Here is a 22518-nt window from a genome sequence, read left to right as displayed (position 1 = left end):
ACGGGTGACGGATTGGAGTCCGCACACGCCGGACGGTGCGGCCCGACGGAAGGACGTCGGCATCGGCGACGGGGACACCCCGCTGGACGAACTCGCCTGGGCACGAAAGGTTGTGAACATCTTCGTGGAGTCCGGCGGAGCCGCCGTCCAGCTGCCGGACGGCGAATTCGTGGATCTGCCCGTCGCCGAGCGGGCTCGCGGAATCCTTCAGTCCACAGAGGGTGTTACTTGGCCGGCGTTTCGTAATCGACGGTGACGATCAGTTCACTGTTCGGGAACGAGAATTCTGTGAGCGCTTGGTGAGCGGGGTGAACGTAATACTCGCGTGCGTCTTCCCGGTTCTCGAACTGGGCGGCTGGGGCCTGTCCAACAGGACTGTTATCGCCGTCTACTTTGCGGTCAACTATGGCGACCGGACGGGCTGACCGCAGCCGGACTTCCGTTGAACGGAATGAGGTAGTCCCGTATGTCAGCGGCGCCGCGGTCGTGCGGGCCCACTGTCGGCCCCCAATGCACGGGAAATGCCGTGTGCAGCAGTCAGTAGTGCGGGGAGGGTGAAGGGCACGTTGGTCTCGCCGCGCGGAACGGTCGCGTTCAACACTGCGGCGATGTTGTTTCCGGCGCCGAAGACTGGAACGGCAATGCCCGTCCATTCCTTGACGGCGATCCCCGGTATCGCCGCGTAGCCGCGCTGGCGGATCTCGGCGAGGTGCCTCCGGATCACCTGCGGGTCCGTAATGGTCTCCCCGGTCACCTTTTCCAGCGGGCCGGCGAGAACTTCTTCCTGAAGCGCGGAGGGGGAGTAGGCCAGCAGCACCAATCCGGAGGACGTGGAATGGACGGGTGCCCGCTGCGCGATGTGCCCCGCGTCCAAGGCGTTTTCCAGAGCTGAATCCGGTGCCGAAAGGCGCTCGAGGTAGAGGACGGACCCGTGGTCCAGAATCGCCAGTGTGGTGTACCGGTGTACTGCGGCCTGAACGTCCTCCATGTAGGGCAGCGCGATTTCACGCAGCGTGAGGGCCCGGGAACCACGGGCCGCCAGTTCCCACAATCGCAGTCCCACGCGCAACTGTCCGTCAGGGTCCCGTTCGATCAATCCGTACTTGACCAGTTCCTCCACGAGGCGGTGGGCCGTGGTCAACGGCAGGGCGGCACGATGGGCGAGCCCGGACAGCGTCATCGACGGCTGTTGCCGGTCAAAGGCGTTCAGCAGTCGTACGACACGGCCAATCACCGAATCGCCGGTGGGGGAATTGGCCATGAATCGAGTTTGCCACACACGCTCGGGTGACTTCTTCCGTTCATCGGAAGAGCCTGCGGCCTCGGCAATCGCCGCTCCCTACAGTGTGATCGTCCTCATAACGACTGGGACGTCCCGAAGCTTCCGATTCCAGCGTTGGGGAAGTGGTCATGGGAGGACCACCCAGCGCTTCATTAGGAGAAACACATGTCAGCAATCACTGCCGCACCGCCGAAGAGCGGCAACGCGCTCTCTCGGGTCATTGCGGCGTCCATGGTCGGGACCGTCATCGAGTGGTACGACTTCTTCATCTTCGGCTCGATGGCTGCCCTCCTGCTCGGCCCCGTCTTCTTCCCGAGCGACAACGCGGCACTGAGCACCATGGCCGCGATGGCAACGTTCGCCGTCGCGTTCTTGGTCCGCCCATTGGGGGCGGTCGTGCTGGGGCACTTCGGGGACAAATTCGGCCGGCGTTCCACCCTGGTCCTGGCGCTGCTCCTGATGGGCGGCTCCACCCTCTTTGTGGGCCTGATTCCGACCTACGCGCAGATCGGTGTTGCAGCGCCGATCCTGCTGATCGTCTGCCGCGTCGTGCAGGGTTTCGCTTTGGGCGGCGAATACGGCGGGGCGGTGCTCATGGTCGTCGAGAACTCGCAGGCCCGCAACAGGCGTGGGTTCTTCGGTGCCTTCCTGAGCGCAGCATCCCCCGTCGGATTCCTGCTCGCGACCGCAGTCATCGCCCTGACTACCCTCACCACCACCGACGAGCAGATGGCCGCGTGGGGTTGGCGCATCCCGTTCCTCACCAGCGCCATCATGGTGGGCATCGGCTTGTACATCCGGATCAAGCTCGAGGAGTCCGATGCGTTCAAGGAACTCCAGGAGAAGGCAGACACCGAAGCGAAGTCGGCGCAGGACGTGCCGTTCATCGCGATGCTCCGTAGTTACCCGGTCCAGGTGCTCAAGTCGATCCTGGTGCCCATGGGTGTGCAGGCGGGGTACTACATGACCACGGTTTTCCTGCTGTCCTTCGCGCGCGACTTCGGCGGCTTCGACGTCGGGCAAGCCAACTCGATGGTCATGATCGCCGCACTGTTCTTCCTGCTGTTCATCTTCGTCGGAGGTCTCTGGTCGGACAACGCTCCACGATGGGTGCCCATGTCCGTTGGTCTCGGTGGGTTCGCCGTCGCGGTCTTCGTGATGTTCCCGATGGTCCAGTCCGGCAACTTTGTTCTGGCCACAGCGGCTTTCGTGCTGGGCCTGGCTTTCGTGGGCCTGCTCTACGGGCCCATGAGCATCTACATGGCCGAGCTGTTCGCCGGCGGTGTCCGCTACACCGGAATCTCCTTCGGCTACCAGACAGCCTCGGCCATCACCGGGGGACTGACGCCTGTATTCGCCGTCGCCCTACTCGAGCAGACCGGCTCGCATATTCCCGTTGCCGGCTACGCGGCCGTCATGATGGGCATCGCATTCGCCGGCCTGATGCTGCAACGCAACCGGACCAACTGGGACAAGGCCTGATGTTGGGCGTCAGGCAATGCGCCTGACGGTCTGTGCGGATTCAGGGTCGGTTGGTTCGGATACCAGTCGCGTGCCACGTTGCCGGGGGACCGACGTGCCACGAGTCCAGGACATTTCATCGCTTTTCCGCAGTTCTCGATCAATCCGTATGCTGTGCCGAACCCATGGGTCGGGACGCGAGGCCGTGTTCCCATCGGATGTTGTGTGAGTGCAGGTCGTGCTCACCCCGTACCTCGCCAAAACACCCGCCCCGGCCGCAGAGGCGCCGGGGCGGGTGTTCCAGAGGCCGGAAGTTGGCCCCCCGATCTGGTGGTCACACGCGGTGACCGAAATTCGGTGGTGCACTTCCAATGAATCGCAGTATCAGCGATCTTCGGCTTTTCAGAGGGTGAACGGGATGCGGAAGCGATGCCCAGTTTTGCATCAGCTCTTACGCTTTCGAACGATCTGAGTCGACTCGAGCACCTTCTCTCGCTTCTCCGCACGGCGTTCCTTGAGTGCCCGTGCGGACTGTTTCGAACTCTTGACGGCGGACTTGTCAGCCATTGTCGGTCCTTTCCGAATCGGCAACCGCGAACTGACCTCGACCATACTCAACAAAAGAAATAAGTCCAGATCCCGGGGTGTAAGGCGCGCAGGAGATTTCACGACTTGCTTATTTCTTGCCGATGGCTATGGTGCAGGTCAGGATGCCGCATCTATTTGGAGGACTGAAATGTGAACGCAGCTACCGACCGTCAGTGGGCGGTTCGTGACGCTGTTCTGAGTTGGCTTCTCGCGAAGACAAACGAGGGCTATCGCAGCCCGATTCTCGACGCGGATGCCATCGGCGCGGAAGTCGGGTGGGTAGCCTCGGCGCTCACTCACGACGAGGTGGCCGACGCCTCGATGTTTCTCTTCAAGGAGGCCTACGTCGCCGGCGTGCCGGTAATGGGAATCGGAATTCCACGACCGATACTGACGGTCGCGGGACGTCGGGTGGCCAAGGCCGGCAAACCTCTCAGGTACAAGGACGATGCTCGGCGAGCGAAGTTGCGCCGGCGTCCGCCGGCTCCGCTCGCAGAGACATCCGCAACGACGGCGACGGCGGTAGTCGAGTGAACGAGCGAAAGGTGCGGCCAGCTACTCGCCGATGAACGCGTGACGATGGGTTGAAGCCATTGTATTTGCTCCACCTCGACGAAGGATCTTCCCGTGAACCTCAATGTCGCCCTGCTGTTCCTTCTCCTCGCCGGCGGAATAGGTGGTACAGCCGCCGTCCAAGCCGTTTTACGCCGTTCTGCCGATCGCCGCCTGGCCGCGCCCAGGGTGCGGTGTTCCACGTCGATGGCTGATTGATCTTTCTCGTTACCACGGGTGCACGCCGCGCGATTACCGCGCGACTTGCTGGAATCTCCGCCGGCCACGGTCCCGGCGGAGGACCGTCAGCTCGCCGAAGCCGGCGCGCTGCGTGAAGGTGCCGGAAGCGTGCGTCGTCGTCAGCCTGCCACGGGTTCGGCGACGGGGGCGTTGACGGCGTCGTAGAACTGAAGTGCGCTGGCAACAGCGACGGGGCCACCCACGATGATGGTTCCGGCCACGGCTCCGATGGCGCCTGCCGCGGCCCCGGTCACCAGGCATCCGCCGAGGAATCCGGGGACGGCGAGGGTGCCGATTGTCGGGACGCCGACCGCGGTTCCGACGAGCGCTCCTCCGGCGATGCATCCGATGCCGGCCCCGATCGCTGTTCCGATCAGACTGCCCATCCCGATGCCGAGCGCCACTTCGGTTCCGAAGTTGACGATGGCAGCGGTGAATTCCGGCGATTGGACGTCCAAGGCGGTCGGCTGCAGTGGGAGCGCTGCATCCTCGAGCGGGGTGGCGGTTGCGGGGTCGGTGCTAGGTGTGAGTGTGGCACTCCTGCCGTCGATTTGAGCGGCAACCGGCCATTCTTTTCCATCCCTGGAGTAGGTCAGCGGGAAGCCGGCTACCAGATTTCCGGCGGCATCGAGTACCTGGAACTGGTTGCCCTGGGTGGTCAGTGAGCCGGCATCGGTGGTCAGGACGACGGACTTGTCGACGATGCTCGCGGTGTAGTGGATCCCGGGAAGAATGTCCGTTTCGAGTGTCGGTGCATTGTGTGGGTCGACCGGTGCGGGGGCGGCACTGGCGGTGCCGGCGGTTGCGACCGCTGCCGTAACGGCAAAGGCTGTCACCGCAATGAGGCGTGTCAACATTATGGATTCTCCATCGTGAGGGTTGGGGGAGAGGGCTGGACGGTGGGGTGGCCGAGTTGAGATTCAGTCGGAGATGCGGTGGGCCGTCGGCGTCCGAGGCAGTCGAAGCGCCGCGAGTGCGCCGGGGATCGACATCGCGGCGAGCAGGACGAGGATGACCCTCGGGGTGTCGAGGAACAACTGCGGGGCGAGCACGAAGACCACACCGCCGAGGTTGCCGGCGATCGAGAGGAATGCGGTTGCCGATGCGGCATTCGCAATGCCCGCGTGGATCTCCGACCACTCGAAGACGACGGGCATTGCCGCCATCATGAAGAAGCCGACGACGATGGCGAGCACCAGCAGAATCCCACGATTGCCCGTCGCCGCGAACGCCAGGAATCCGACGACCTGGACGACGCTGATGACGATCAGGGCGGTGCGCCTGGCGTCACGCCTGGCCGCGAAACCGGGGATGGTGATGGCGCCCGTGATGCCCCCAAGGGTCAGAGCGATCACGAGCGGTCCGCCGAACCCGGCATTGCCGAGGTGGTCCTGGACCGTCTCGATCCACGTGATGAACGCGTTGAACAGGCCGAAGAGGACGAACATCACTCCTCCGAGCAGCCAGAGTTCCCGGGTCCGGCGGAGGTGTCCCCGGACGACGGCCGGCTCGGGGTCCGTCACGACCGCGGGCACCCGAACCACGACAACCATGATCAGCAGCGCCGCGCCGGTCGCGGCGCCCAATGCCCCGTGGACTTCGACCAGCCGGTTGATTCCCCCGCGGTCGTACAGCGGCTGGCCCGTGACGGCGGCCAGGAGCACACCGGCGTAGAACGACGCCGAGAGCAGAGCGATTACCGTGGGCCGCTCCTGCGCGGAGAAGTACCGTGCCGGGTACTTGGTGATCGCGTTGGCGACGAACGGCGTGCCGGCGGCGAGCAGTACCTGTCCGGCGAGGGCCCATCTGTAGGACGAGGGATCGACGACGCGGAGCAGGGGCCCGGCAGCGATCATGGCGGCGCCCACAGCGAGCGTGGCATCGAACCGCCGGTCCAGGAATCGGCCGGAGAGGGGGCCCAGGAGCACGAGGAAGAGCGGGGAGAGCAGCGTGAGGTTCCCGACCGTCGCCTCGGTGACTCCGAAATCCTCTCGCACGCTCGGTGTGACCGAGGCGTAGGCCAGCACCGTCGTGGTGCTGGCGGTGAGCGCCGCAGCGTAGGCGGCCATCACCGCCCACCGTGTCGCGGACGGCTTGGTCGTGGTGTTGGGGTTCGTTGTTGTGCCCTGGGTCATCGGGCACTCCTTCCGGCGTCTGGTCACGTCGAAACTGGACTCGTTTGCCGGTTTCCGACGTTCGCGGTGCAGTCGTGGAGTGGTGAGGGCCGGGTTCGGCAGATCAGCTCCGGGACAGCGAATGTGAAGTAAGACACTCTCATTCGGGACCCGGTATGCGGCTACACCAATGTGCCCCAGTCTTTGGAACCGCGAGGTGCGGTTTGCCCCTCTCGGTCTGGCACAGCCGTTCGGCACGTCGCGGGCAGTGGGAGGCCTGGCGCTCGCCGAGCCCTTCGGTCACTATCGACTGGTGGACCGCACCGCCAGACTCACCCTCGCCGTCGAGCGGCAGGGTGGGCGATGCCTGTGGTGTGGGCGGCTTTTCGGACCGTTGATTCCGCCAACCACCGATCATCTGGTGCCGCGGCTCAAAGGCGGGCCCAGCATCGTGGCCAATGAGGCCGCCGCGTGCCGGCGGTGCAACGCGGACCGTGGCCACACCGGTCCGGTCGACTGGCTCGCGCAATCCCGGCGCCGCCATGGATGGGCTCCACAGGCAACCCTGCTCGCGACGCTGCTGAACGCGTTGGACATCGAGCTGGAGAACGTGGGTGGTCATCGCCGTGCCAGGCGGTACCTGTCCAGCCAATTACGACGCTGCCGGAGCAGTCACTGATGTGACTCGCCCAGGTGCGGTCGGTCGATCCGTTATCGTCTACGGATGAGCGATGACGCGACTTCGTCCGGTCCCACCCGCGCTCCGACGAGCACCCGGCGCGCGGTGCTCAACACGATGAAGGGTTCGGCAGGAAACCTCGTCGAGTGGTACGACGTGTACATCTACACGGTCTTCGCGACGTATTTCGAGGCGCAATTCTTCGACGAGAACGACTCCAACTCCACGGTGTACATCTATGCGATCTTCGCGGTCACCTTCGTCATGCGACCGGTGGGGTCCTGGTTCTTCGGCCGGTTCGCCGACCGTCGCGGGCGCAAGGCTGCGCTGATGCTCAGCATCACCATCATGTCTTCGTGTTCCTTCCTGGTGGCGGTCATGCCGACTCGCGAAACCATCGGGTATTGGGCGGCAGTCATTTTGGTTGTTGCCCGGCTTGTGCAGGGGTTCGCCACGGGTGGCGAGTACGGCACCTCGGCGACGTACATGTCCGAAGCGGCGACCGCGAATCGGCGTGGCTTCCTGTCGTCGTTCCAGTACGTGACCCTCGTGGGCGGTCACGTCCTCGCGCAGTTCACGCTCCTGATCGCGCTCAGCGTTCTCGACGTCGACGCGTTGCACGATTGGGGATGGCGGATCGGCTTCTTCATCGGCGGCGTCGCCGCCCTGGTCGTGCTGTGGATTCGGCGTTCGATGGACGAGTCGCTCAGCGAGTCGCATCTGAAGGCCATCCGTGCCGGTGAGGACCGGACGGCGGGTTCGTTGAAGGCGTTGTTCACCCAACACTGGCGTCCGCTGCTGCTGGTGTTCCTCATTACCGCGGGTGGCACGGTCGCGTTCTACACCTACAGTGTCAACGCGCCGGCGATCGTCAAGTCCACCTTCGGCGACGACCGGGCGCTGACGGCGACGTGGATCAACCTGATCGGACTGATCTTGCTGTTGTTGCTGCAGCCGGTCGGCGGCATCATCAGCGACCACGTCGGGCGCAAGCCGCTGTTGATCTTCTTCGGTGTGGGTGGCGTCCTCTACACGTATGTCCTGCTCACCTATCTTCCTAAGACCACCTCGCCGCTGTCGGCGTTCGCGCTGGTCGCGGTCGGCTACATCATCCTCACCGGGTACACCTCGATCAACGCGATCGTGAAGGCGGAGCTGTTCCCCGCCGACATCCGTGCCCTGGGTGTGGGGCTGGGCTACGCGCTCGCGAACTCCGTCTTCGGCGGTACGGCGCCGCTCCTGTACCAGGCGTCGAAGTCGGGCGGCCACGTCACCTGGTTCATCGTCTACGTGACGGTCGTGATCGGGATCAGCCTGCTGGTCTACATCTTCGGGCTGAAGAACAAGGCGGTCACCGTGCTCGATCGCGAACAAGGGAGCGCGTGGGGCGTGCCCGCATCTTCGAGTCCACGCTGATCCCGGCTGTCTCGATCCGGCGACGAGCCAGGATTCGCGCCGCACGATCGGTGTCGATGCCCTCGCTCTCGGCGAGCGAGTAGACCTCGGCAAGCGTGTCTCCGATGCGTCGGGTGCGTGCTCCGACTGTCTCCTCGCTCCAGCCGAGGACTTCTCGGCCGACCAAGTGAAACGCGCCGCCGGCGTTGGCGACGAAGTCGGGCGCGTACAAGACACCGCGCTGGTGGAGGATCGTTCCTGCCTCGACGTCGGCAAGGACATTGTTCGCGGCGCCGACCACTGCGGACGCGGGCAGTTCACCGGCGACCGCGCTGTCGATTACCCCGCCCATCGCGCAGGGCGCGAAGATGTCGCACGGCGTGGACAGGACGGCATCGATCCCGACCACGGTGTGACCGGCTTGCCGCGCCCAGGCCAAGCGCTCGGAGTCGGTATCGGAGACGAGGAGGCGCGCCCCGGCCTGCGACGCGAGGACGGCGAGTCCGCTGCCGACCGCGCCGAGGCCCTGAACAAGCACGGTGAGACCGTCGAGCGTCCCGAGTCCCCGGTGCGCGGCAGTCGCCTTCATCGCCTCGAAGACGCCCGACGACGTGTTGAGTGCACTGGAACCGGCACCGCCCCGCGCGGTGGAGCGGCCGAAGACGAACTCGGTGGTGTCGTTGAGAATGTCCATGTCCGAGGAGTTGGTATTGACGTCGGGCCCTGTCCAGTAGTTGCCCCCGAGTTTGTCGACGTTCTCGGCGTGCACAGTCAGGATTCGTTTCCATGTGCCCGGGGCGATCTCATTGCGTGGAGCCGGGAGAGCAATGACCGACTTGCCACCGCCCATCGGGAGGTTGCTGACGGCCATCTTCAACGTCATTGCACCCGCGAGTCTGCCGGCATCGTCGAGCGCCTCACCGAAGGAGGCGTACTGCGCCGCACGGGTGCCGCCGGCGGCGGGTCCGAGTCGGGTCGAGTCCAGGCGGATGACGAAGGACGCCCCGGTTTCCCGGTCGTGCCGCGTCACCGTCAGTTCGCCGTCCCAGCACAATGTCTCGTCGAGTCTCATAGTGTCACGCCCTTCGAAGGTTGTTTCGCGAAATCCACTGCTGTCCAGGCCATTGCGATGGCCCCCTCGAGAACGGCTCTGTCGGCTGCCGGGGCGACGCAGGCGGCGGTGAATTCAGGTTGGTGGTTGACCGCGGGGTGACAGTCCAGGCCGAGCATGGGGTGAATGGTGGGCACGGCGTGAGAGACGTTACCCATGTCGGTCGCTGCACCCGACATTCCCTCCGGCAGATCGGGGAAGGTGCGACCGAGGGCTTCTGCATTCGCCCGGTACAGGGCAAGCAGCCTGGCGTTCGGCCGCAGGTCCGCGTAGTCGGGTCCGCTGGGAGTGATCGACAGTGCGCATCCGGTGGCCAGCGCCCCGGCTTCGAAGCAGCGTTTCACGCGCGAAGTGAGCGTGGCGAGTTCCTCCGCGGTATCGGAACGGACGATCCAGCGTCCGGCCGCACCGTCAGGGATCACGTTGACGGCGGTGCCGGCATCGGTGACGATGCCCTGAATGCGGTCGGTTCCCCGAGTTTGTTGGCGCAGTTGACCTATCGCCACCTGCGCGATGAGCATCGCGTCGGCGGCATTGACCCCCAGTTCGGGATACGCCCCGGCATGGGCGGGCTTGCCCTTGTACGCAACTTCGAACTGGGAAATGGCGGTGCCGGGCATCGCCGCCATCTCGACGGCGGCGGGGTGGACCATCATCGCCGCGTGGAGCCCGTCGAAGGCACCGCGTTCGAGCATGAGGATCTTCCCGCCGCCACCCTCTTCGGCGGGGGTGCCGAGGAGGGTGACGGTCAACCCCAAGTCGTCGACGAAGTCGGCCAGGCCCAGGGCGGCACCGACGCCCGCTGCGGCGATGATGTTGTGGCCGCATGCGTGCCCGATCTCGGGGAGGGCGTCGTACTCGGCGCAGATTCCGACATGCACCGGACCCGATCCGATGGTGGCGCGCACCGCCGTCGGTAGGTCGTAGCAGCCACGCTGCACCTCGAATCTCCCGCTGTGGAGTTCGTCGGCGACCCACTCGCTGGCTCGGTACTCGTCGAATCCCAATTCGGGGTTCGCGTGGATGCGGTGAGACAGCTTCAGGAGCGTCCGTTCGTACCGTCGAATTCTGTCCTCGACAGCAGCCTTCGCTCCGACGGCAGCCGGTGTCATGAGAGCGTGGACGCAGTTGCGGGGGCGGCGTGAATCGTTGCGGGCCGGGTCGCGGCGTCGTATGCGGCCCGGGCGCCGGTTGCGCCCATGCCGCTGTCGCCTGCGGGTTCGTAGAGCCTCTCCGGGCCACCGCCCTGCCACTGGTTGATCCAGGTCACCCCGGCAGGGATTCGAGCGGCTGCGGCGGCGTGGTCGGGGTTGTGCGTGTAGACGGTGGCCCCGAGCGCAAAGCGCGACGAACCGGCGCGCTCGAGCGCCTCCTCGAACGAGGAGACGACAACGATCGGGGCGATCGGGCCGAACGTTTCCTCGGTCATCACCAGCATGGAGTCGTCGACGTCTGTGAGCACCGTGGCCGGGTAGAAGAACCCCTTCCGCTGCGGGATCGCGCCGCCGGTGTGGACGCGAGCGCCACGCTCGACGGCATCGGTGACGTGCCCGTGGACGATGTCGCGTTGGCGTGCATCGACCAACGGCCCCAGCACGGTGTCGGCGTCGTGGCCGTCGCCGAGGGTGTAGGTGGACGCAATGTGGACCAGGGCGTCGACGAATGCCTCGGCGATGTCCTGGTGGACGTAGATGCGTTCCATGGATGTGCAGATCTGTCCGGTGTTGACGAACGCGCCGAAGGCGACCGCGGCGGCGGTTGCGACAGGATCGACCCCGGAGTCGACGATGACCGGGTCCTTGCCGCCGAGTTCGAGGATCGATCGGCACAGTCGCCCACCGGTTCCGGCGCCGATCCGGCGGCCGGCCTCGACGGAACCCGTGAAGTGCACCAGCCGGATCTGTCCGTGCTCGACGAGCGGTGCCCCGGCCCGCGCGTCGCCGAGGACGAGGTTGACCACGCCGGCAGGCAACGTCGACAACTCGAACAGCCGGGCGGTGGACAGTGGAGACCGTTCGGACGGCTTGACCACGACGGTGTTGCCCGAGGCGAGCAGCGGCCCGAGCGCACCCAGGACCATCGGCACGGGGAAGTTCCACGGGGTGATGACGGCGGTGGCGCCGAGTGGGTGACGCAGGATCGTCGTTCCGCTGCCGTCCGCGCCGGGGAGGGTTTCGACGAACGGATAGGTCAGGGCCTCTTCGACCGCGGCGCGAAACCCGTGGACACCACCTTCGATGAAGGTTCTGCCGAGGGCGACCGGCTTCCCCATTTCCCGACATTCGAGCTCCGCGAGTTCCTCGGCGTGGTCGGCGATCTCCGCGGCCCACCGGGTCAGATATTCCACACGTTCGGCGACCGGCAACTCCGCCCACCCGGGCTGCGCCTCGACTGCCGCATCGACGGCGCGGTCGACGTCGTCGGCTGACCCTTCGGGGTAGCGTGCGATCACGTCTTCGGTGGCGGGGTTCACCAGATCATGGAGCGACACGCTGTGGGAGTCGACCCATTTTCCACCGATCAAGTTCTGCAAGGTCTTCATGTGAAAGGTACTGCCTTCCCTGTGATTACGAGTTAGCGGATGCGGTCGGCCATGAGCTCGCCGACCATGATCGCCGTCAGGTTGGTGTTTGCTCGCGGGACGGACGGGAAAATCGAGGCGTCGACCACCCGCAGCCCGTCGGTTCCGAGGACGCGGCAGGACGGGTCGACCACGGTGTCCGTGCTTCCGGTTGCACCCATCCGGCACGTACTGGTGGCGTGCTGAACATCGCTCACGGTCGCGAGCAGGTAGTCGTCGAGTTCGCTGTCACTGTCGAGCACCGAGAACAGGGCCCTGTTCTCGGTCACGAGCGGCCCGTGCGTGATAGCGGCGACCGCCGGGTCACGGGCGAGTTCGACCAGGTCGCGAATCCCGTCGCGCAAACGGACCAGATCCCGCTCGTCGGAGAGCATCCGGGTGTGAATCTGGGGTTGGTCCGCCGGGTCGGCCGACGTCAACGTCAACACACCGCGGGAGTACGCCTGGTTCACCCAGACACCGAACGCGCCTGCCAGGGCCCGCATATCGGGATTGGCCATGGCAACGACATTCTGATTCTGCGACACGAACATCATGTCGCCGGTGGGAGCGCCGGGCTCGCTCGTGTAGCGGACGCAGACGTTGGTGTGTCGGTCGTCCGGGCTTTGGATCCCTGCCTCGTCGATCAGAGGAATCGACACCACCGCCATCGGATGGTCCTGCAGGCCTCGCCCGACCGGAAGATCTTGGCGCACCTCGATTCCCAGCGAGCGCAGATGTCCGGACGGACCGATTCCGGAGCGCATGAGAATCGCCGGGGAGTGGACCGCGCCGGCGCTGAGCACCACGTCGTCGGCGTGCTCGGTCACCACCGTGCCGTCGACGATGATCCGGACGCCGATCGCGCGGCTTCCGGAGAAGAGCACCTGGTCGACCAGGGCGTTACCACGGATCGTCAGGGTCGAGGATTCGCGGGCGGCCTCGAGGTAGGCATCATTGACGGACACTCGGCGCCCGGATCGTGAGTTGATCGGATACGGCGAGACTCCGATCGCGTGGGGTGCGTTGACGTCCGCGGCCCACGCATGACCGGCGGCGAGGGCGGCCGCGCTCAGCGCGGTATCGACAGATCCCCAGTTCTCCTGTGGCGTACGGAAAATAGGAGTCGGACCGCCCCGGCCGTGATAGGCCTCGTCGCCGTAGTTCTCGTCGTCCTCGAGTTTGACGAAGTACGGGAGAACGTCCTCGGGGCCCCAGCCCGCGCAACCCCAGCCGACCCAATCGTCGAAGTCCTCCATCGGGGGTCGAATCGCGATCTGTCCGTTGATCGAAGAGCTGCCGCCGACCCCTCTACCTCGCCAGTAAGGTGCAGGCGCCTGCTTCTCGGTCCGCGCCGCGTCGAGCCCCGGCCAGACCAGATCTGCGGTTGCCGTCGGGTCGAGCAGTGCCCTGATCGGGTTGGGTGACCGCCACGCCTCGTGCATGTGCGCCGAGCGGTAGTCCGGTCCTGCCTCCAGGAGCAGGACCCGCTTGCCTTTCTCGGCGGATCGGACCGCGAGCGTGGCCCCCGCCGAACCTGCACCCACCACGATGACGTCCCAGCCTGTTTCGGTCACACCAAACCTCCGTAACGAGTTGCGCGAATGAGGTCTCCGGAAGCGCCCGGGTCCTGACGAGTAGGATTCCGCAGAAGGAGAGTTCAGTCAAGAGTGAATGTTCATTTTAAATTGATCTAATGGAGGTGGCGGTGTCCGACAGCGACAAGAGGGCTTCCCTCATCGAGGACTTCGGTGTGCATATCGGCGGTGCGATGGGCTGGCCTCCCATGGCGGGTCGAGCCGCGGGAGTGCTAATCCTCAGTGAAGCGCCGATGACCATGGCGCAATTGCAGGATGCACTCGATGCGAGCAAGGGATCGGTGTCGGAGACGACCCGGTTGCTCATGACCACCGGCACCGTCGAACGATTCAAGGAGCCGGGGAGTCGCCAGTTCGTCTACCGTTGGCGCGACGACGCCTGGATCGGGTGCTTGCAGCACCAGCTCGAGCAGACCACCGAACTGCTGGCGCTGGCGGAGAGTGCCCGAACCCGGGGACAGGACCTGCCGCCCGAACAGCGCGCCCGCTTCCACGCGATGCACGAGTACTACAGCTTCATGGTCAGCCGACTCGAGTCGCTCCTCGAGGAGTACACGGCCGCGTTCGAGGCTGCGCAACCCTGACCTGGCGGGCAGGCGTCGACAAGGCGTTTTCGGCTACGGGTACGGCGACCCCGCGGCGAGCCCCTGGGCGGCCGCCGCGGCACGCACGGCGTCGATCACCAGTTGCAGCGGCTGCCGGTGCGCTTCCGTCCCCCGATGGGCGATGGAGATCGTCCGCATGACCGGTTCGGTGAGCGCGACGACGTCCATGCCGGGCGGGCGCAGCGTCAGTCCGAGATCGGAGACGAGGGTGACGCCCAGACCCGCGGACACCATCGCGAGTGCCGTCGCCTGCTCGCCGACCTCGTGGTTGATCTTCGGTTCGAATCCGCAACGCTGACAGGCCGAGCGCACCGCGCGGCCGAAATGCGAAGTGGGTCCGGCGAGGATCCAGGGATGCTCGGCGAGGTCCGCCAGCGCCATCGTTCTGGCGGACACCGTTCCCGGGGGCAGCGCTGCGTGCAGTCGCTCCACCGCGATCACCACGCGGGTCAACTCCGGATCCCACGGCATCGGATAGTCGGAGTAGTTGATCACGAACGAGAAGTCCAGTGAGCCGTCCCGCACTGCGACTGCGGTGTCCTCCGGCGCGAGTTCCTTCGTCCGCACCTCGATGCCGGGATGTTCGGCGGCCAGCAACGACAGCGCACTCGGCAGCAGGCCCGACGCGACGGACGCCCACACGCCGACGGTCAATCGGGCGGTGACGCCCTCCTGCGTCTGTTCGAGGGCGGAGGTCGCGCGGTCCACCGACCGCATGATCTCCTCGGCGTGCTCGGCGAGGAGCAGGCCGATCTCGGTGAGCTGGACCCGCCGACCGCGCCGCTCGAATAGTTTTGCGCCGACGTCACGTTCGAGCTGGGTGAGCTGTTGGGATACCGCGGACGTGGTGTAGTGCAGGGCCTGCGCGGCGGCTGTCACGGTGCCTCGGCGGTGCAACTCCCGAAGCATCCGCAACCGGCGCAGAGACAGCTCCATGCCCCCACCCTATGCATCCGGTCCGAACCGTCAATCGGGCCACGCGGTGCGCTGTGTAGAAAGCGTGAACGCAATCATTCAAGATTCTTAACTGGACGCCTGGTCACCGGGGCGCGCACTCTGACGTCATCGGCTGAATGGTCGAAAACGGCGAAGTTTTTCCGAGGACGATTGGGGTAACTCGAGGTGACGACGACGACGGAATCCGGGTTCGGGCGCATCCCCGAGCACCGTGAGTACGACCACCGCGAGAACACAGCGACGCAGCGTCGGATCGACGTGGCGACCGCGCACAGCGGTGAGCCCCTGCTACGTATGACGTGGAACGATCCGGTCACCGGTGCTCGGGGCTACCTCGTCGTGCACACGTTGGTGTCCGGCCTGGCCACCGGGGGCACGCGCATGCGGGCAGGCTGCACGATGTCGGAGGTGGAGGACCTGGCCACCGGCATGGCCGCCAAGACCGCGGTTTTCGACCTGCCCGTCGGCGGCGCGAAGGGCGGCATCGACTTCGACCCGAAGGACCCCCGCGCCGTCGAGGTGCTGGAGCGGTTCTGTCAGGCGATGCGCCCGTGGCTGGACGCGCACTGGGTGACCGCGGAGGATCTGGGGGTGCCGCAGCATCTGATCGACGACGTCTTCGCGCGGCTGGGCCTTCAGCAGTCGTACCATGCGGCGATCAGGCGTGCGGAAGATCCGCAGAGGACTCTGCGCCGGGTGCACGCCGCGTTGAACGCCCCGGTGCCCGGTGGTTTTCTGCTGGGCGATGTGATCGGCGGTTACGGAGTCGCGCAGGCATGCATCGGTACGGTCAATGCCTGTGGATGGGTTCCGGCCGACACCACGGTGGCAATCCAGGGCATCGGCACCATGGGGGGCGGCGCGGCCTGGTACCTCCACGAGGCCGGTATGCGCGTGGTTGCTGTCGCCGACGCCGTCGGCACGCTGTACTGCCCCGACGGCTTGGATGTTCCCGCACTGCTCGACCTGCGGAACGGCTACGGCGAGATCGACCGCTCCCGCGTCCCCTCGCATGTTCAGCGGTTGCCGCGCGCGGCTGTGATCGCCACTGCGGCAGACATCCTCGTCCCGGCCGCGATCTCCTATGCGATCACGGCGGACAACGTCGACCGCGTCGCCGCGAAAGTCGTGATCGAAGCGGCAAATGCCGCGACGACCCCGCAGGCCGAGGCGGTGCTCACCGGCCGGGGCATTCCGGTGGTCCCGGACTTCGTCGCCAATGCCGGAGCAGTCGCCTGGGCCTGGTGGGTACTGCTCGGTCACGTCGGCACCGACCCGGAGGACTCGTTCCAGCGGTTGCGGACCGAAATGCTGGCCAAGATCGCGTTGCTGCTCGGGCAATGGATGCTGGACGGCGTGACGCCGCGGCACACCGCGTTGGACCTCGTCGCGGCCAACCGCCGCACACCGGCACCGGGCGATCCTCTGGCAGCGCCGCTCACCATTCCGTAAACGGACTCCGTTCTCAGGACAGCAGACCGCGTAGGAGGCTGCGCAAGGCATCCTCGAAGAGGTCCCGATCCGTGGGCGCAGGAGTCGCGTCCGCGGAGATCGCCCTGGCCACGTGTGGGTACGCATGGCTGTCGATCGGGGGAAGTGCGGGCTGCGAAGCGAGCTCGCTGCGAGCGAACAGCGTCGTGACTCCCGTTGCCATCGCGATCGCTTCGAATTTTGCCCGACCGGAGGCCGTGACCGGTTCGAGTACCTGCAGGCAGTGGTCCAGCCACGCCAGGGCTTCGGGGCCGAAGGCGGGCGATTGCTGGGTGACGTCGACGAGCCAGGAGTGACGCCGATACAGCTGCAACTGTCGGCGGGACATCTCGACCATGGCGTCCAACCACTGATCATGGCCGGCTGGGTACGGGCGGAGTTCGCGCATGACGTGATCGGTCATGAGCGCGAGTAGTTCGTCCCGTGACGCCACGTACCGGTACAGCGAAGCCGCACCGGTACCCAGCACCGCGGCAACGGACCGCATGGACAGGCCGGCCAGGCCTTCTCGATCCGTGAGTTCTATTGCGGCTGCGGCGATGTCATCACGGCTGTGTGCGGGGACCGGACCTCGTCGACGCCGCGGCGTCTCCCCGGCGGAGGCTGTGCGTTGGCGCGGTCGGTGTGGGTCGCTCACCTCACAATCCTAAACTGCGAACACTGTTTGCTATTGTTTGTGTACGCACTCAGGGAGGCAGCGATGCAAGAGCGGATCGAACGGGCGGGCGACGTCGTCCTGCACACGGTTGGTGACGGCCCCGCTCTGGTGGTCGTTCACGGCGGCGGGGTGACGATCGATTCCTATCGCCGACTGGCGCGCAAGCTGTCGGACAGGTTCACCGTGCACCTCTACAACCGACGCGGGCGCGGAGATGCGCCGCCCCGTTCGGAGCCCTACGACGTTCAGGAGGACGTCGACGACCTGCGGACGGTACTCGAAAACACCGGCGCAACTGACGTTATCGGCCACAGCAGCGGTGGGTTCATCGCCCTGACGGCTGCCCTGCAACTGCCCATCGCGCGTCTCGCTCTCTACGACGCAGCAGTGTCCGTGAACGGTCTCTTCCCCGCGCAGTGGCTGGAAGGCGCCAGAGCAGCGGCCCGGGACGGCGACGTTGCACGCGCGATGGCAATCACCGGGGCCGGCATCAACACCCAGTCGCGGGCGAGCGCCCTGCCACTGGGGGTGCAGATCGCCATGAGCCGACTGTTGTTGCGCACTCCCGTCGGGCGCACCATGGGAGCCTTGTTGCCCATGACGTTGGACGAGTCGCAGGCAATCGCACGCGCCGACGGTCCGGCGAGTCGCTGGGCGGGGGTGACTGCGGAGGTTCTGTTGGTGAGGGGCGCGGACGGACCGCCCTACTACGAACAACTCAACGATGCCCTTGCTGCCGCACTGCCCCACGGCCGTGCGGCAGCGGTCCGCGGGGGCCATGACGGCATCAACCGCGCCTCGGCCCAGCTGATCCAGACGTTCGCGGACTTCTTCGGACCTACGGCGCACGGTCAACGCTGACCATGCGCGCGTCGTGTCGAGAGCGCTACCGCAGTTGGTCGCGGCGGCGTGTCAGGTAGGCGGTCTCGGCGGTGTTGCCCGCCAGGTCGATTGCTTTGTCGTAGGCGGTGCGCGACTGCTGACTGCGGCCCAGTCGGCGGAGCAGGTCGGCGCGGGTGGCGTGGTAGGCGTGATAGCCGGACAACGTGGGTTCGAGACGGTCGACGGTTGCCAGTGCCACCTCCGGGCCGTCGAGTTCGGCGACCGCGACGGCCCGGTTGAGGGCGATGATCGGCGAGGGGTCGATGCGGACGAGTTGGTCGTAGAGGGCGAGGATCTGCGACCAGTCGGTGTCGCGCATGTCGCGGGCGGAGGTGTGGACGGCGTTGATCGCGGCGAGGATCTGGTAGCGACCCGGCGCGATCCCGGCGGCGGCAGCGGCGAGGCGCGCGCGGACCAGTCGATGGCCCTCGGCGATCAGTGCCGCGTCCCAGGACCCGCGGTCCTGCTCGTCGAGGGCGACCAGTTCGCCGCCGGCCGAAACCCGGGCGTTGCGGCGGGCGTCGGTGAGCAGCATCAGCGCCAACAGCCCGGTCACCTCCCCATCGTCGGGGAGTAGGGCTCGGATCAGGCGGGTGAGCCGGATCGCCTCGGCGGTCAGGTCGTGACGTACCGGATCGGTGTCGGGGCCGGTGGCCAGGTAGCCCTCGTTGAACACGAGGAACAGGACAGCGAGGACGCCGGACACCCGTGCGGGGAGATCGTCGGCGGACGGCACTCGATAGGGGATACGTGCCGCCTTGATCTTGTCTTTCGCGCGGGTGATCCGCCGCCCCATGGCACTTTCGGTGACCAGGAAGGCGCGGGCGATTTCGGGCACGGTCAGGCCGCCGACCATCCGTAGCGTCAGTGCCGCGCGGGTTTCCATCGCCAGCGCCGGGTGACAGCAGGTGAAGATCAGCCGGAGCCGGTCGTCGTCGATGGCGCCGAGAGGCTCGGGCGGGTCGTCGTCGTGCACCATCCGAGCCTCCTTGTGTTTGTCGTCGCGCTTGTTCTCGCGCCGGATCCGGTCGATGGCCTTGTGGTTGGCGGTGGTGGTGAGCCAGGCGCCGGGGTTGGGGGGTACGCCGTCGGCCGGCCACCGCTCCACGGCGGTCGCGAACGCCTCGGCGGCCGAATCTTCGGCGATGCCGAGGTCGCCGAACCGTCGGGTCAGGGCGGCGACGACCCGGGCCCACTCGTCGTGGTGGGCCCGGGTGATCGCCTCCCGGACCTCGCTCACTGGAATGGCCGCACCTCGATCTTGCGGTCGCAGATCTTCGACGCCTCGGTGGCGAGTTCGAGTGCGACATCCAGGTCGGGGGCCTCCCACACCCAGACGCCGGCAAGGTACTCCTTCGACTCGACGAACGGCCCGTCGCTGAACACCGGTTGCTCGCCCCGGTTGTCGATGACCGTGGCCGTGGTGGTGTCTGCGAGTCCGCCCGCGAAAACCCAGTAGCCGTCGGCGATCAGTCGTTCGTTGAACGCGCTGATGTCGGGCTGCCGGTCCGTGCTGCCGGGATTGCTCTTGTCATCGATCACGGAAACCAGATACTGCATCGGAAGGTCCTCTCCTGTGGTGTCGGACTGTGGGGTGTATCGGTTGGAGATTTCACGCTGGTGCGTACTGCGGGCGCCCGGCCGGCCGGTAGACCTGAATCGTCACGCCCTTCGAGTCGACTCGCGACTCGACCAGATCGAGCGCAAGGTCCGGTCCGGCCTCGGGGAACAACCGCGCGCCCTGGCCGAGGACCACGGGGACCACGATCAGGGTCATCTCGTCGATCAGATCGTTCTGCAGCAACCACCGGGTCAGGGCGCCGCTGCCGTGTACCTGCAGCTCACCTCCCGGTGTTGCCTTCAGGTCCGCGATGGCGGTGGCGAGGTTGTCGGACAAGACGGTGGTGCCCGACCATTCGGGATCGGCGAGCGTGGTCGATGCCACGTACTTGGGCTGTGTGTTCAATGCCCGCAGGACGGGCTCCCAGCCGGGGACATCCTGCTCCGTCAAGGACCCCCAGGAGCCGGCGAACAGCTCGTAGGTCCGGCGGCCGAGCAGGAACGCGTCGGCGCGTTGGTAGGTCTGGTTGATGAACGCGTGGGTGTCGTTGTCGCCCTTACCCCGGGCCCATCCGCCGCGGTCGAATCCGTTTCTGCGGTCCTCGTCCGACGCGCCGCCGTTTCCCTGCATCACTCCGTCGAGGGTTACCTGGGTCATGGTGGTGAGCTTCATGGTCGCGGTTCCTTTGCCTCGGCGCCGCCCCTCGTGGGCGGCCTCACCCCTTCTACGAACGCCACCGCCCCGATCGGACACCGCCTCCCAAGTTTCTTCGAAGAACTTTTCCGTTCCTCTGCCACACGGTGCGGCCGGGCCGCTCAGACCAGGTAACGATCACCCCGCTGGTCTGGGGTTTTTGCGCTGATTGGCGTTGAAGCGCGCCTTCTTCTGGCGATTCCCGCACGTGTTCATGTCACACCATTTGCGGGTGCGACTCTGGCTGGTGTCGAAGAAGGCGGCTTGGCAGGTCGGCGATGCGCACAGCGCCAATTTTCCGTCTCGTTCGCCTGCGATGATGCTGATCGCGTCGGCGGCGATCACGCCGAGGGCATCTTCCACGCAGGACGCCGAGCTGAGCCGCCATTGACGCTTGCCCTCGGGCGTCAGGATCGCCGCGGCCCGACCCCGAGCGCTGCGGTCATTGATGACGTGGACAGCAGACGCAGGGAGGGCGTCCCCGATCGCGGCCGCTGTCACGGTGGCGTGAATCGACTCCCGTAGTTCGCGAGCGAGGTCGAGTTGGGCGGTGGTGCAGGAGTCGACCGCGAGGCCGTTCACTGCCAGCCAGTCGACGAGTCGCTGCGGCGTGGGAATGCGCTCCACAGCGTCGCCGCGGCGCTCCGTCAGAGTCGCCGTGAAGCTGGTCGCCAGCACGCTACCGAGGCGGAAGTCGGGGAACTCGGCACGCATGGAACCACCTTAGCTGGTTGCATGCCGGCAGGAAGGCATGTTAGAACCGTCTTAGACGGTTCGCACTAGTTCCTAGCCGGTTCCACGGTGACCAGGAGGTCTCATGCCCCGCCTGACCAGCGACGTGCACGCATTCGAAGCCCACGCACCTGACGCTGACCTCGACGATCTGCGCGCGCGATTAGCCGCGGCGCGGCTACCGGAGGCCGAGACGGTCTATCGCGCCGCGCCCGACCCTCGCCGATGGGAACAGGGAGTTCCTCTCGCCGACCTCGTCGAGGTCGTGAACTACTGGCGCACCGGATACAACTGGCGGTCGTTCGAGGAGCGCCTCAACCGGATCGGCCAGTTCCGCACGACCATCGACGATCTGGGAATCCACTTCCTGCACCGCCGATCCGCGCGCGCCGATGCCACTCCGCTGATCCTGACGCACGGCTGGCCGGGCAGCATTGCCGAGTTCGTGGATGTGGTGGACGAACTGGCAGATCCGACAGACGCAGACGCGCCGGCGTTCCACGTCGTGGTCCCGTCGCTACCGGGCTTCGGTTACAGCGACAAGCCGGCCACCACCGGGTGGGGGACTGAAAAGATCGCGGCCGCATGGGTGGAACTGATGGGACGGCTCGGCTACGGAAAGTTCGCAGCCCACGGCGGCGACTGGGGAGGCAACATCACCACGGTCCTCGGCGGCCGGTTCCCCGCGCACGTTCTCGGCATCCACACATTGTTCGCGGAGGCACCACCCGGGTTGACGACGGACGGGCTGACGGAGGTCGAGCGCAGGTGGACCGAGGAGACCCGCAACTTCTGGCACCACCGCGCGGCGTACGCGAAGCAGCAGGCGACCCGACCCCAGACCATCGGCTACTCGCTCGTCGACTCGCCGGTCGGACTTCTCGCCTGGATCCTGGACAAATTCGCCGATTGGTCGGACACCGAAGACAGCCCGTTCGAGTCGATGTCCCGAGACAGAATTCTCGACGACGTCACCCTGTACTGGCTGACGCGGACCGGCGCGTCGTCGGCCCGCATCTACTACGAAAGTCACAACTCGCTCGACCCCGACCTCCGGGTCGACGTCCCGTCGGCAATCACCATGTATCCCCGCGACATCGAGAAGTGTCCGCGCCCCTGGGCGCAGGAGCGGTACCGGCAGATCGTCCGATGGAGGTCACCGGAATCCGGGGGACATTTCCCGTCGCTGGAGGTTCCCGAGTACTTCGTCAAGGACCTGCAGGACGGTCTCGCGGCAGTGCTGGCCGCTGGTCGGTGAACGCGGGCTCCCTCACCGTCGGTGCCGGAGGATTTGCACACTGTGAAGGGATCGCGGACCGTGAAGCCGTAGGTCGCCGACTCGGTGGCCTACGCGGGGCG

General features: G+C 66.2%; 22 protein-coding genes. 9 read left to right on the top strand and 13 right to left on the bottom strand.

Annotation, left to right across the window (positions count from 1 at the left end):
- The first annotated feature begins 4 nt into the window (after positions 1–4).
- A complete protein-coding gene (locus tag JWS13_RS15590) occupies positions 5–256 on the top strand; it encodes a hypothetical protein (protein ID WP_206006470.1) in 252 nt (83 codons plus the stop codon).
- Between the two features lie 213 nt (positions 257–469).
- Here JWS13_RS15590 and JWS13_RS15585 read toward each other — a convergent pair whose 3' ends face one another.
- Positions 470–1261, bottom strand: a complete 792-nt coding sequence (locus tag JWS13_RS15585; RefSeq protein WP_206006469.1) for an IclR family transcriptional regulator — start codon at positions 1259–1261, stop codon at positions 470–472.
- 186 nt (positions 1262–1447) lie between these two features.
- On the opposite strand from JWS13_RS15585, the gene JWS13_RS15580 reads away from it, so the two are divergent.
- Positions 1448–2764 carry an MFS transporter gene (locus JWS13_RS15580; RefSeq protein WP_206006468.1) on the top strand — a complete coding sequence of 439 codons (1317 nt, stop codon included), beginning with the start codon at positions 1448–1450 and terminating at the stop codon, positions 2762–2764.
- A 717-nt stretch (positions 2765–3481) separates the two neighbouring features.
- A complete protein-coding gene (locus JWS13_RS15575; protein ID WP_206006467.1) occupies positions 3482–3865 on the top strand; it encodes a serine recombinase in 384 nt (127 codons plus the stop codon).
- A gap of 377 nt (positions 3866–4242) precedes the next feature.
- Here the strand turns inward: JWS13_RS15575 and JWS13_RS15570 are convergent, their stop codons facing one another.
- Both JWS13_RS15570 and JWS13_RS15565 read right to left on the bottom strand, forming a co-directional pair.
- Entirely contained in the window at positions 4243–4980 is a 738-nt protein-coding gene (locus JWS13_RS15570; protein WP_241032216.1) for a DUF8020 domain-containing protein, read from the bottom strand.
- 63 nt (positions 4981–5043) lie between these two features.
- Positions 5044–6258: an MFS transporter gene (locus JWS13_RS15565; protein ID WP_206006466.1), complete on the bottom strand. Its 1215-nt coding sequence runs from the start codon at positions 6256–6258 to the stop codon at positions 5044–5046.
- Positions 6259–6550: 292 nt separating this feature from the next.
- On the opposite strand from JWS13_RS15565, the gene JWS13_RS15560 reads away from it, so the two are divergent.
- Both JWS13_RS15560 and JWS13_RS15555 read left to right on the top strand, forming a co-directional pair.
- Positions 6551–6916, top strand: coding sequence for an HNH endonuclease (locus JWS13_RS15560; protein ID WP_206006465.1), 366 nt, complete (start codon positions 6551–6553; stop codon positions 6914–6916).
- A gap of 45 nt (positions 6917–6961) precedes the next feature.
- The gene (locus JWS13_RS15555; RefSeq protein ID WP_206006464.1) at positions 6962–8332 is read left to right on the top strand and encodes an MFS transporter; all 1371 of its coding nucleotides are present in this window, start codon (positions 6962–6964) and stop codon (positions 8330–8332) included.
- Here the strand turns inward: JWS13_RS15555 and JWS13_RS15550 are convergent.
- Genes JWS13_RS15550 through JWS13_RS15535 form a run of 4 tightly spaced genes read right to left on the bottom strand, consistent with a single transcriptional unit; the run spans position 8268 to position 13559 of the window.
- A complete protein-coding gene (locus JWS13_RS15550) occupies positions 8268–9383 on the bottom strand; it encodes a Glu/Leu/Phe/Val dehydrogenase family protein (protein ID WP_241032215.1) in 1116 nt (371 codons plus the stop codon). The genes JWS13_RS15555 and JWS13_RS15550 overlap by 65 nt on opposite strands.
- Positions 9380–10534: a M20 family metallopeptidase gene (locus JWS13_RS15545; RefSeq protein WP_206006463.1), complete on the bottom strand. Its 1155-nt coding sequence runs from the start codon at positions 10532–10534 to the stop codon at positions 9380–9382. The genes JWS13_RS15550 and JWS13_RS15545 overlap by 4 nt, the downstream gene beginning before the upstream one ends.
- On the bottom strand, positions 10531–11964 hold the full coding sequence (locus JWS13_RS15540) for an aldehyde dehydrogenase family protein (RefSeq protein WP_206006462.1): 1434 nt from the start codon (positions 11962–11964) through the stop codon (positions 10531–10533). Before JWS13_RS15540 ends, JWS13_RS15545 begins: the two co-directional genes overlap by 4 nt.
- A gap of 32 nt (positions 11965–11996) precedes the next feature.
- Entirely contained in the window at positions 11997–13559 is a 1563-nt protein-coding gene (locus tag JWS13_RS15535) for a GMC family oxidoreductase (protein ID WP_206006461.1), read from the bottom strand.
- 131 nt (positions 13560–13690) lie between these two features.
- Here JWS13_RS15535 and JWS13_RS15530 point away from each other — a divergent pair, with 131 nt between their 5' ends.
- Positions 13691–14164: a GbsR/MarR family transcriptional regulator gene (locus JWS13_RS15530; RefSeq protein ID WP_241032214.1), complete on the top strand. Its 474-nt coding sequence runs from the start codon at positions 13691–13693 to the stop codon at positions 14162–14164.
- Between the two features lie 33 nt (positions 14165–14197).
- On the opposite strand, the gene JWS13_RS15525 is transcribed toward JWS13_RS15530, so the two are convergent.
- Entirely contained in the window at positions 14198–15121 is a 924-nt protein-coding gene (locus JWS13_RS15525) for a LysR family transcriptional regulator (protein ID WP_087555106.1), read from the bottom strand.
- Positions 15122–15307: 186 nt separating this feature from the next.
- On the opposite strand from JWS13_RS15525, the gene JWS13_RS15520 reads away from it, so the two are divergent.
- Positions 15308–16594, top strand: coding sequence for a glutamate dehydrogenase (locus tag JWS13_RS15520; RefSeq protein ID WP_206006459.1), 1287 nt, complete (start codon positions 15308–15310; stop codon positions 16592–16594).
- A gap of 13 nt (positions 16595–16607) precedes the next feature.
- On the opposite strand, the gene JWS13_RS15515 is transcribed toward JWS13_RS15520, so the two are convergent.
- Positions 16608–17270, bottom strand: coding sequence for a TetR/AcrR family transcriptional regulator (locus JWS13_RS15515; RefSeq protein WP_206006458.1), 663 nt, complete (start codon positions 17268–17270; stop codon positions 16608–16610).
- 63 nt (positions 17271–17333) lie between these two features.
- Here JWS13_RS15515 and JWS13_RS15510 point away from each other — a divergent pair, with 63 nt between their 5' ends.
- Positions 17334–18152 (top strand): alpha/beta fold hydrolase, encoded by an 819-nt coding sequence (locus tag JWS13_RS15510; RefSeq protein WP_206006457.1) that lies wholly within the window; start codon positions 17334–17336, stop codon positions 18150–18152.
- Between the two features lie 25 nt (positions 18153–18177).
- On the opposite strand, the gene JWS13_RS15505 is transcribed toward JWS13_RS15510, so the two are convergent.
- From JWS13_RS15505 to JWS13_RS15490, 4 genes are all read right to left on the bottom strand, one after another.
- The gene (locus tag JWS13_RS15505; protein WP_206006456.1) at positions 18178–19413 is read right to left on the bottom strand and encodes an RNA polymerase sigma factor; all 1236 of its coding nucleotides are present in this window, start codon (positions 19411–19413) and stop codon (positions 18178–18180) included.
- A complete protein-coding gene (locus JWS13_RS15500; RefSeq protein ID WP_206006455.1) occupies positions 19410–19733 on the bottom strand; it encodes a YciI family protein in 324 nt (107 codons plus the stop codon). The genes JWS13_RS15505 and JWS13_RS15500 overlap by 4 nt, the downstream gene beginning before the upstream one ends.
- Positions 19734–19785: 52 nt before the next feature.
- The gene (locus JWS13_RS15495) at positions 19786–20406 is read right to left on the bottom strand and encodes a dihydrofolate reductase family protein (protein ID WP_206006454.1); all 621 of its coding nucleotides are present in this window, start codon (positions 20404–20406) and stop codon (positions 19786–19788) included.
- Between the two features lie 159 nt (positions 20407–20565).
- Positions 20566–21141: a CGNR zinc finger domain-containing protein gene (locus tag JWS13_RS15490; RefSeq protein ID WP_206006453.1), complete on the bottom strand. Its 576-nt coding sequence runs from the start codon at positions 21139–21141 to the stop codon at positions 20566–20568.
- A gap of 103 nt (positions 21142–21244) precedes the next feature.
- Here JWS13_RS15490 and JWS13_RS15485 point away from each other — a divergent pair, with 103 nt between their 5' ends.
- Positions 21245–22417 carry an epoxide hydrolase family protein gene (locus JWS13_RS15485; protein WP_206006452.1) on the top strand — a complete coding sequence of 391 codons (1173 nt, stop codon included), beginning with the start codon at positions 21245–21247 and terminating at the stop codon, positions 22415–22417.
- The last annotated feature ends 101 nt before the right edge of the window (positions 22418–22518 follow it).

Origin of the sequence: Rhodococcus pseudokoreensis, from assembly GCF_017068395.1 — a bacterium.
Classification (GTDB): domain Bacteria; phylum Actinomycetota; class Actinomycetes; order Mycobacteriales; family Mycobacteriaceae; genus Rhodococcus_F; species Rhodococcus_F pseudokoreensis.
Note: the sequence above shows the minus strand (reverse complement) of the source record. Positions and strands in the feature narration are given on the sequence as shown.

Coding starts and splice junctions, on each gene's coding strand:
- JWS13_RS15585 (WP_206006469.1), bottom strand. CDS start 1,261: ATGGCCAATTCCCCCACCGGCGATTCGGTGATTGGCCGTGTCGTACGA.
- JWS13_RS15580 (WP_206006468.1), top strand. CDS start 1,448: ATGTCAGCAATCACTGCCGCACCGCCGAAGAGCGGCAACGCGCTCTCT.
- JWS13_RS15570 (WP_241032216.1), bottom strand. CDS start 4,980: ATGTTGACACGCCTCATTGCGGTGACAGCCTTTGCCGTTACGGCAGCG.
- JWS13_RS15565 (WP_206006466.1), bottom strand. CDS start 6,258: ATGACCCAGGGCACAACAACGAACCCCAACACCACGACCAAGCCGTCC.
- JWS13_RS15555 (WP_206006464.1), top strand. CDS start 6,962: ATGAGCGATGACGCGACTTCGTCCGGTCCCACCCGCGCTCCGACGAGC.
- JWS13_RS15550 (WP_241032215.1), bottom strand. CDS start 9,383: ATGAGACTCGACGAGACATTGTGCTGGGACGGCGAACTGACGGTGACG.
- JWS13_RS15545 (WP_206006463.1), bottom strand. CDS start 10,534: ATGACACCGGCTGCCGTCGGAGCGAAGGCTGCTGTCGAGGACAGAATT.
- JWS13_RS15540 (WP_206006462.1), bottom strand. CDS start 11,964: ATGAAGACCTTGCAGAACTTGATCGGTGGAAAATGGGTCGACTCCCAC.
- JWS13_RS15525 (WP_087555106.1), bottom strand. CDS start 15,121: ATGGAGCTGTCTCTGCGCCGGTTGCGGATGCTTCGGGAGTTGCACCGC.
- JWS13_RS15510 (WP_206006457.1), top strand. CDS start 17,334: ATGCAAGAGCGGATCGAACGGGCGGGCGACGTCGTCCTGCACACGGTT.
- JWS13_RS15500 (WP_206006455.1), bottom strand. CDS start 19,733: ATGCAGTATCTGGTTTCCGTGATCGATGACAAGAGCAATCCCGGCAGC.
- JWS13_RS15495 (WP_206006454.1), bottom strand. CDS start 20,406: ATGAAGCTCACCACCATGACCCAGGTAACCCTCGACGGAGTGATGCAG.
- JWS13_RS15490 (WP_206006453.1), bottom strand. CDS start 21,141: ATGCGTGCCGAGTTCCCCGACTTCCGCCTCGGTAGCGTGCTGGCGACC.
- JWS13_RS15485 (WP_206006452.1), top strand. CDS start 21,245: ATGCCCCGCCTGACCAGCGACGTGCACGCATTCGAAGCCCACGCACCT.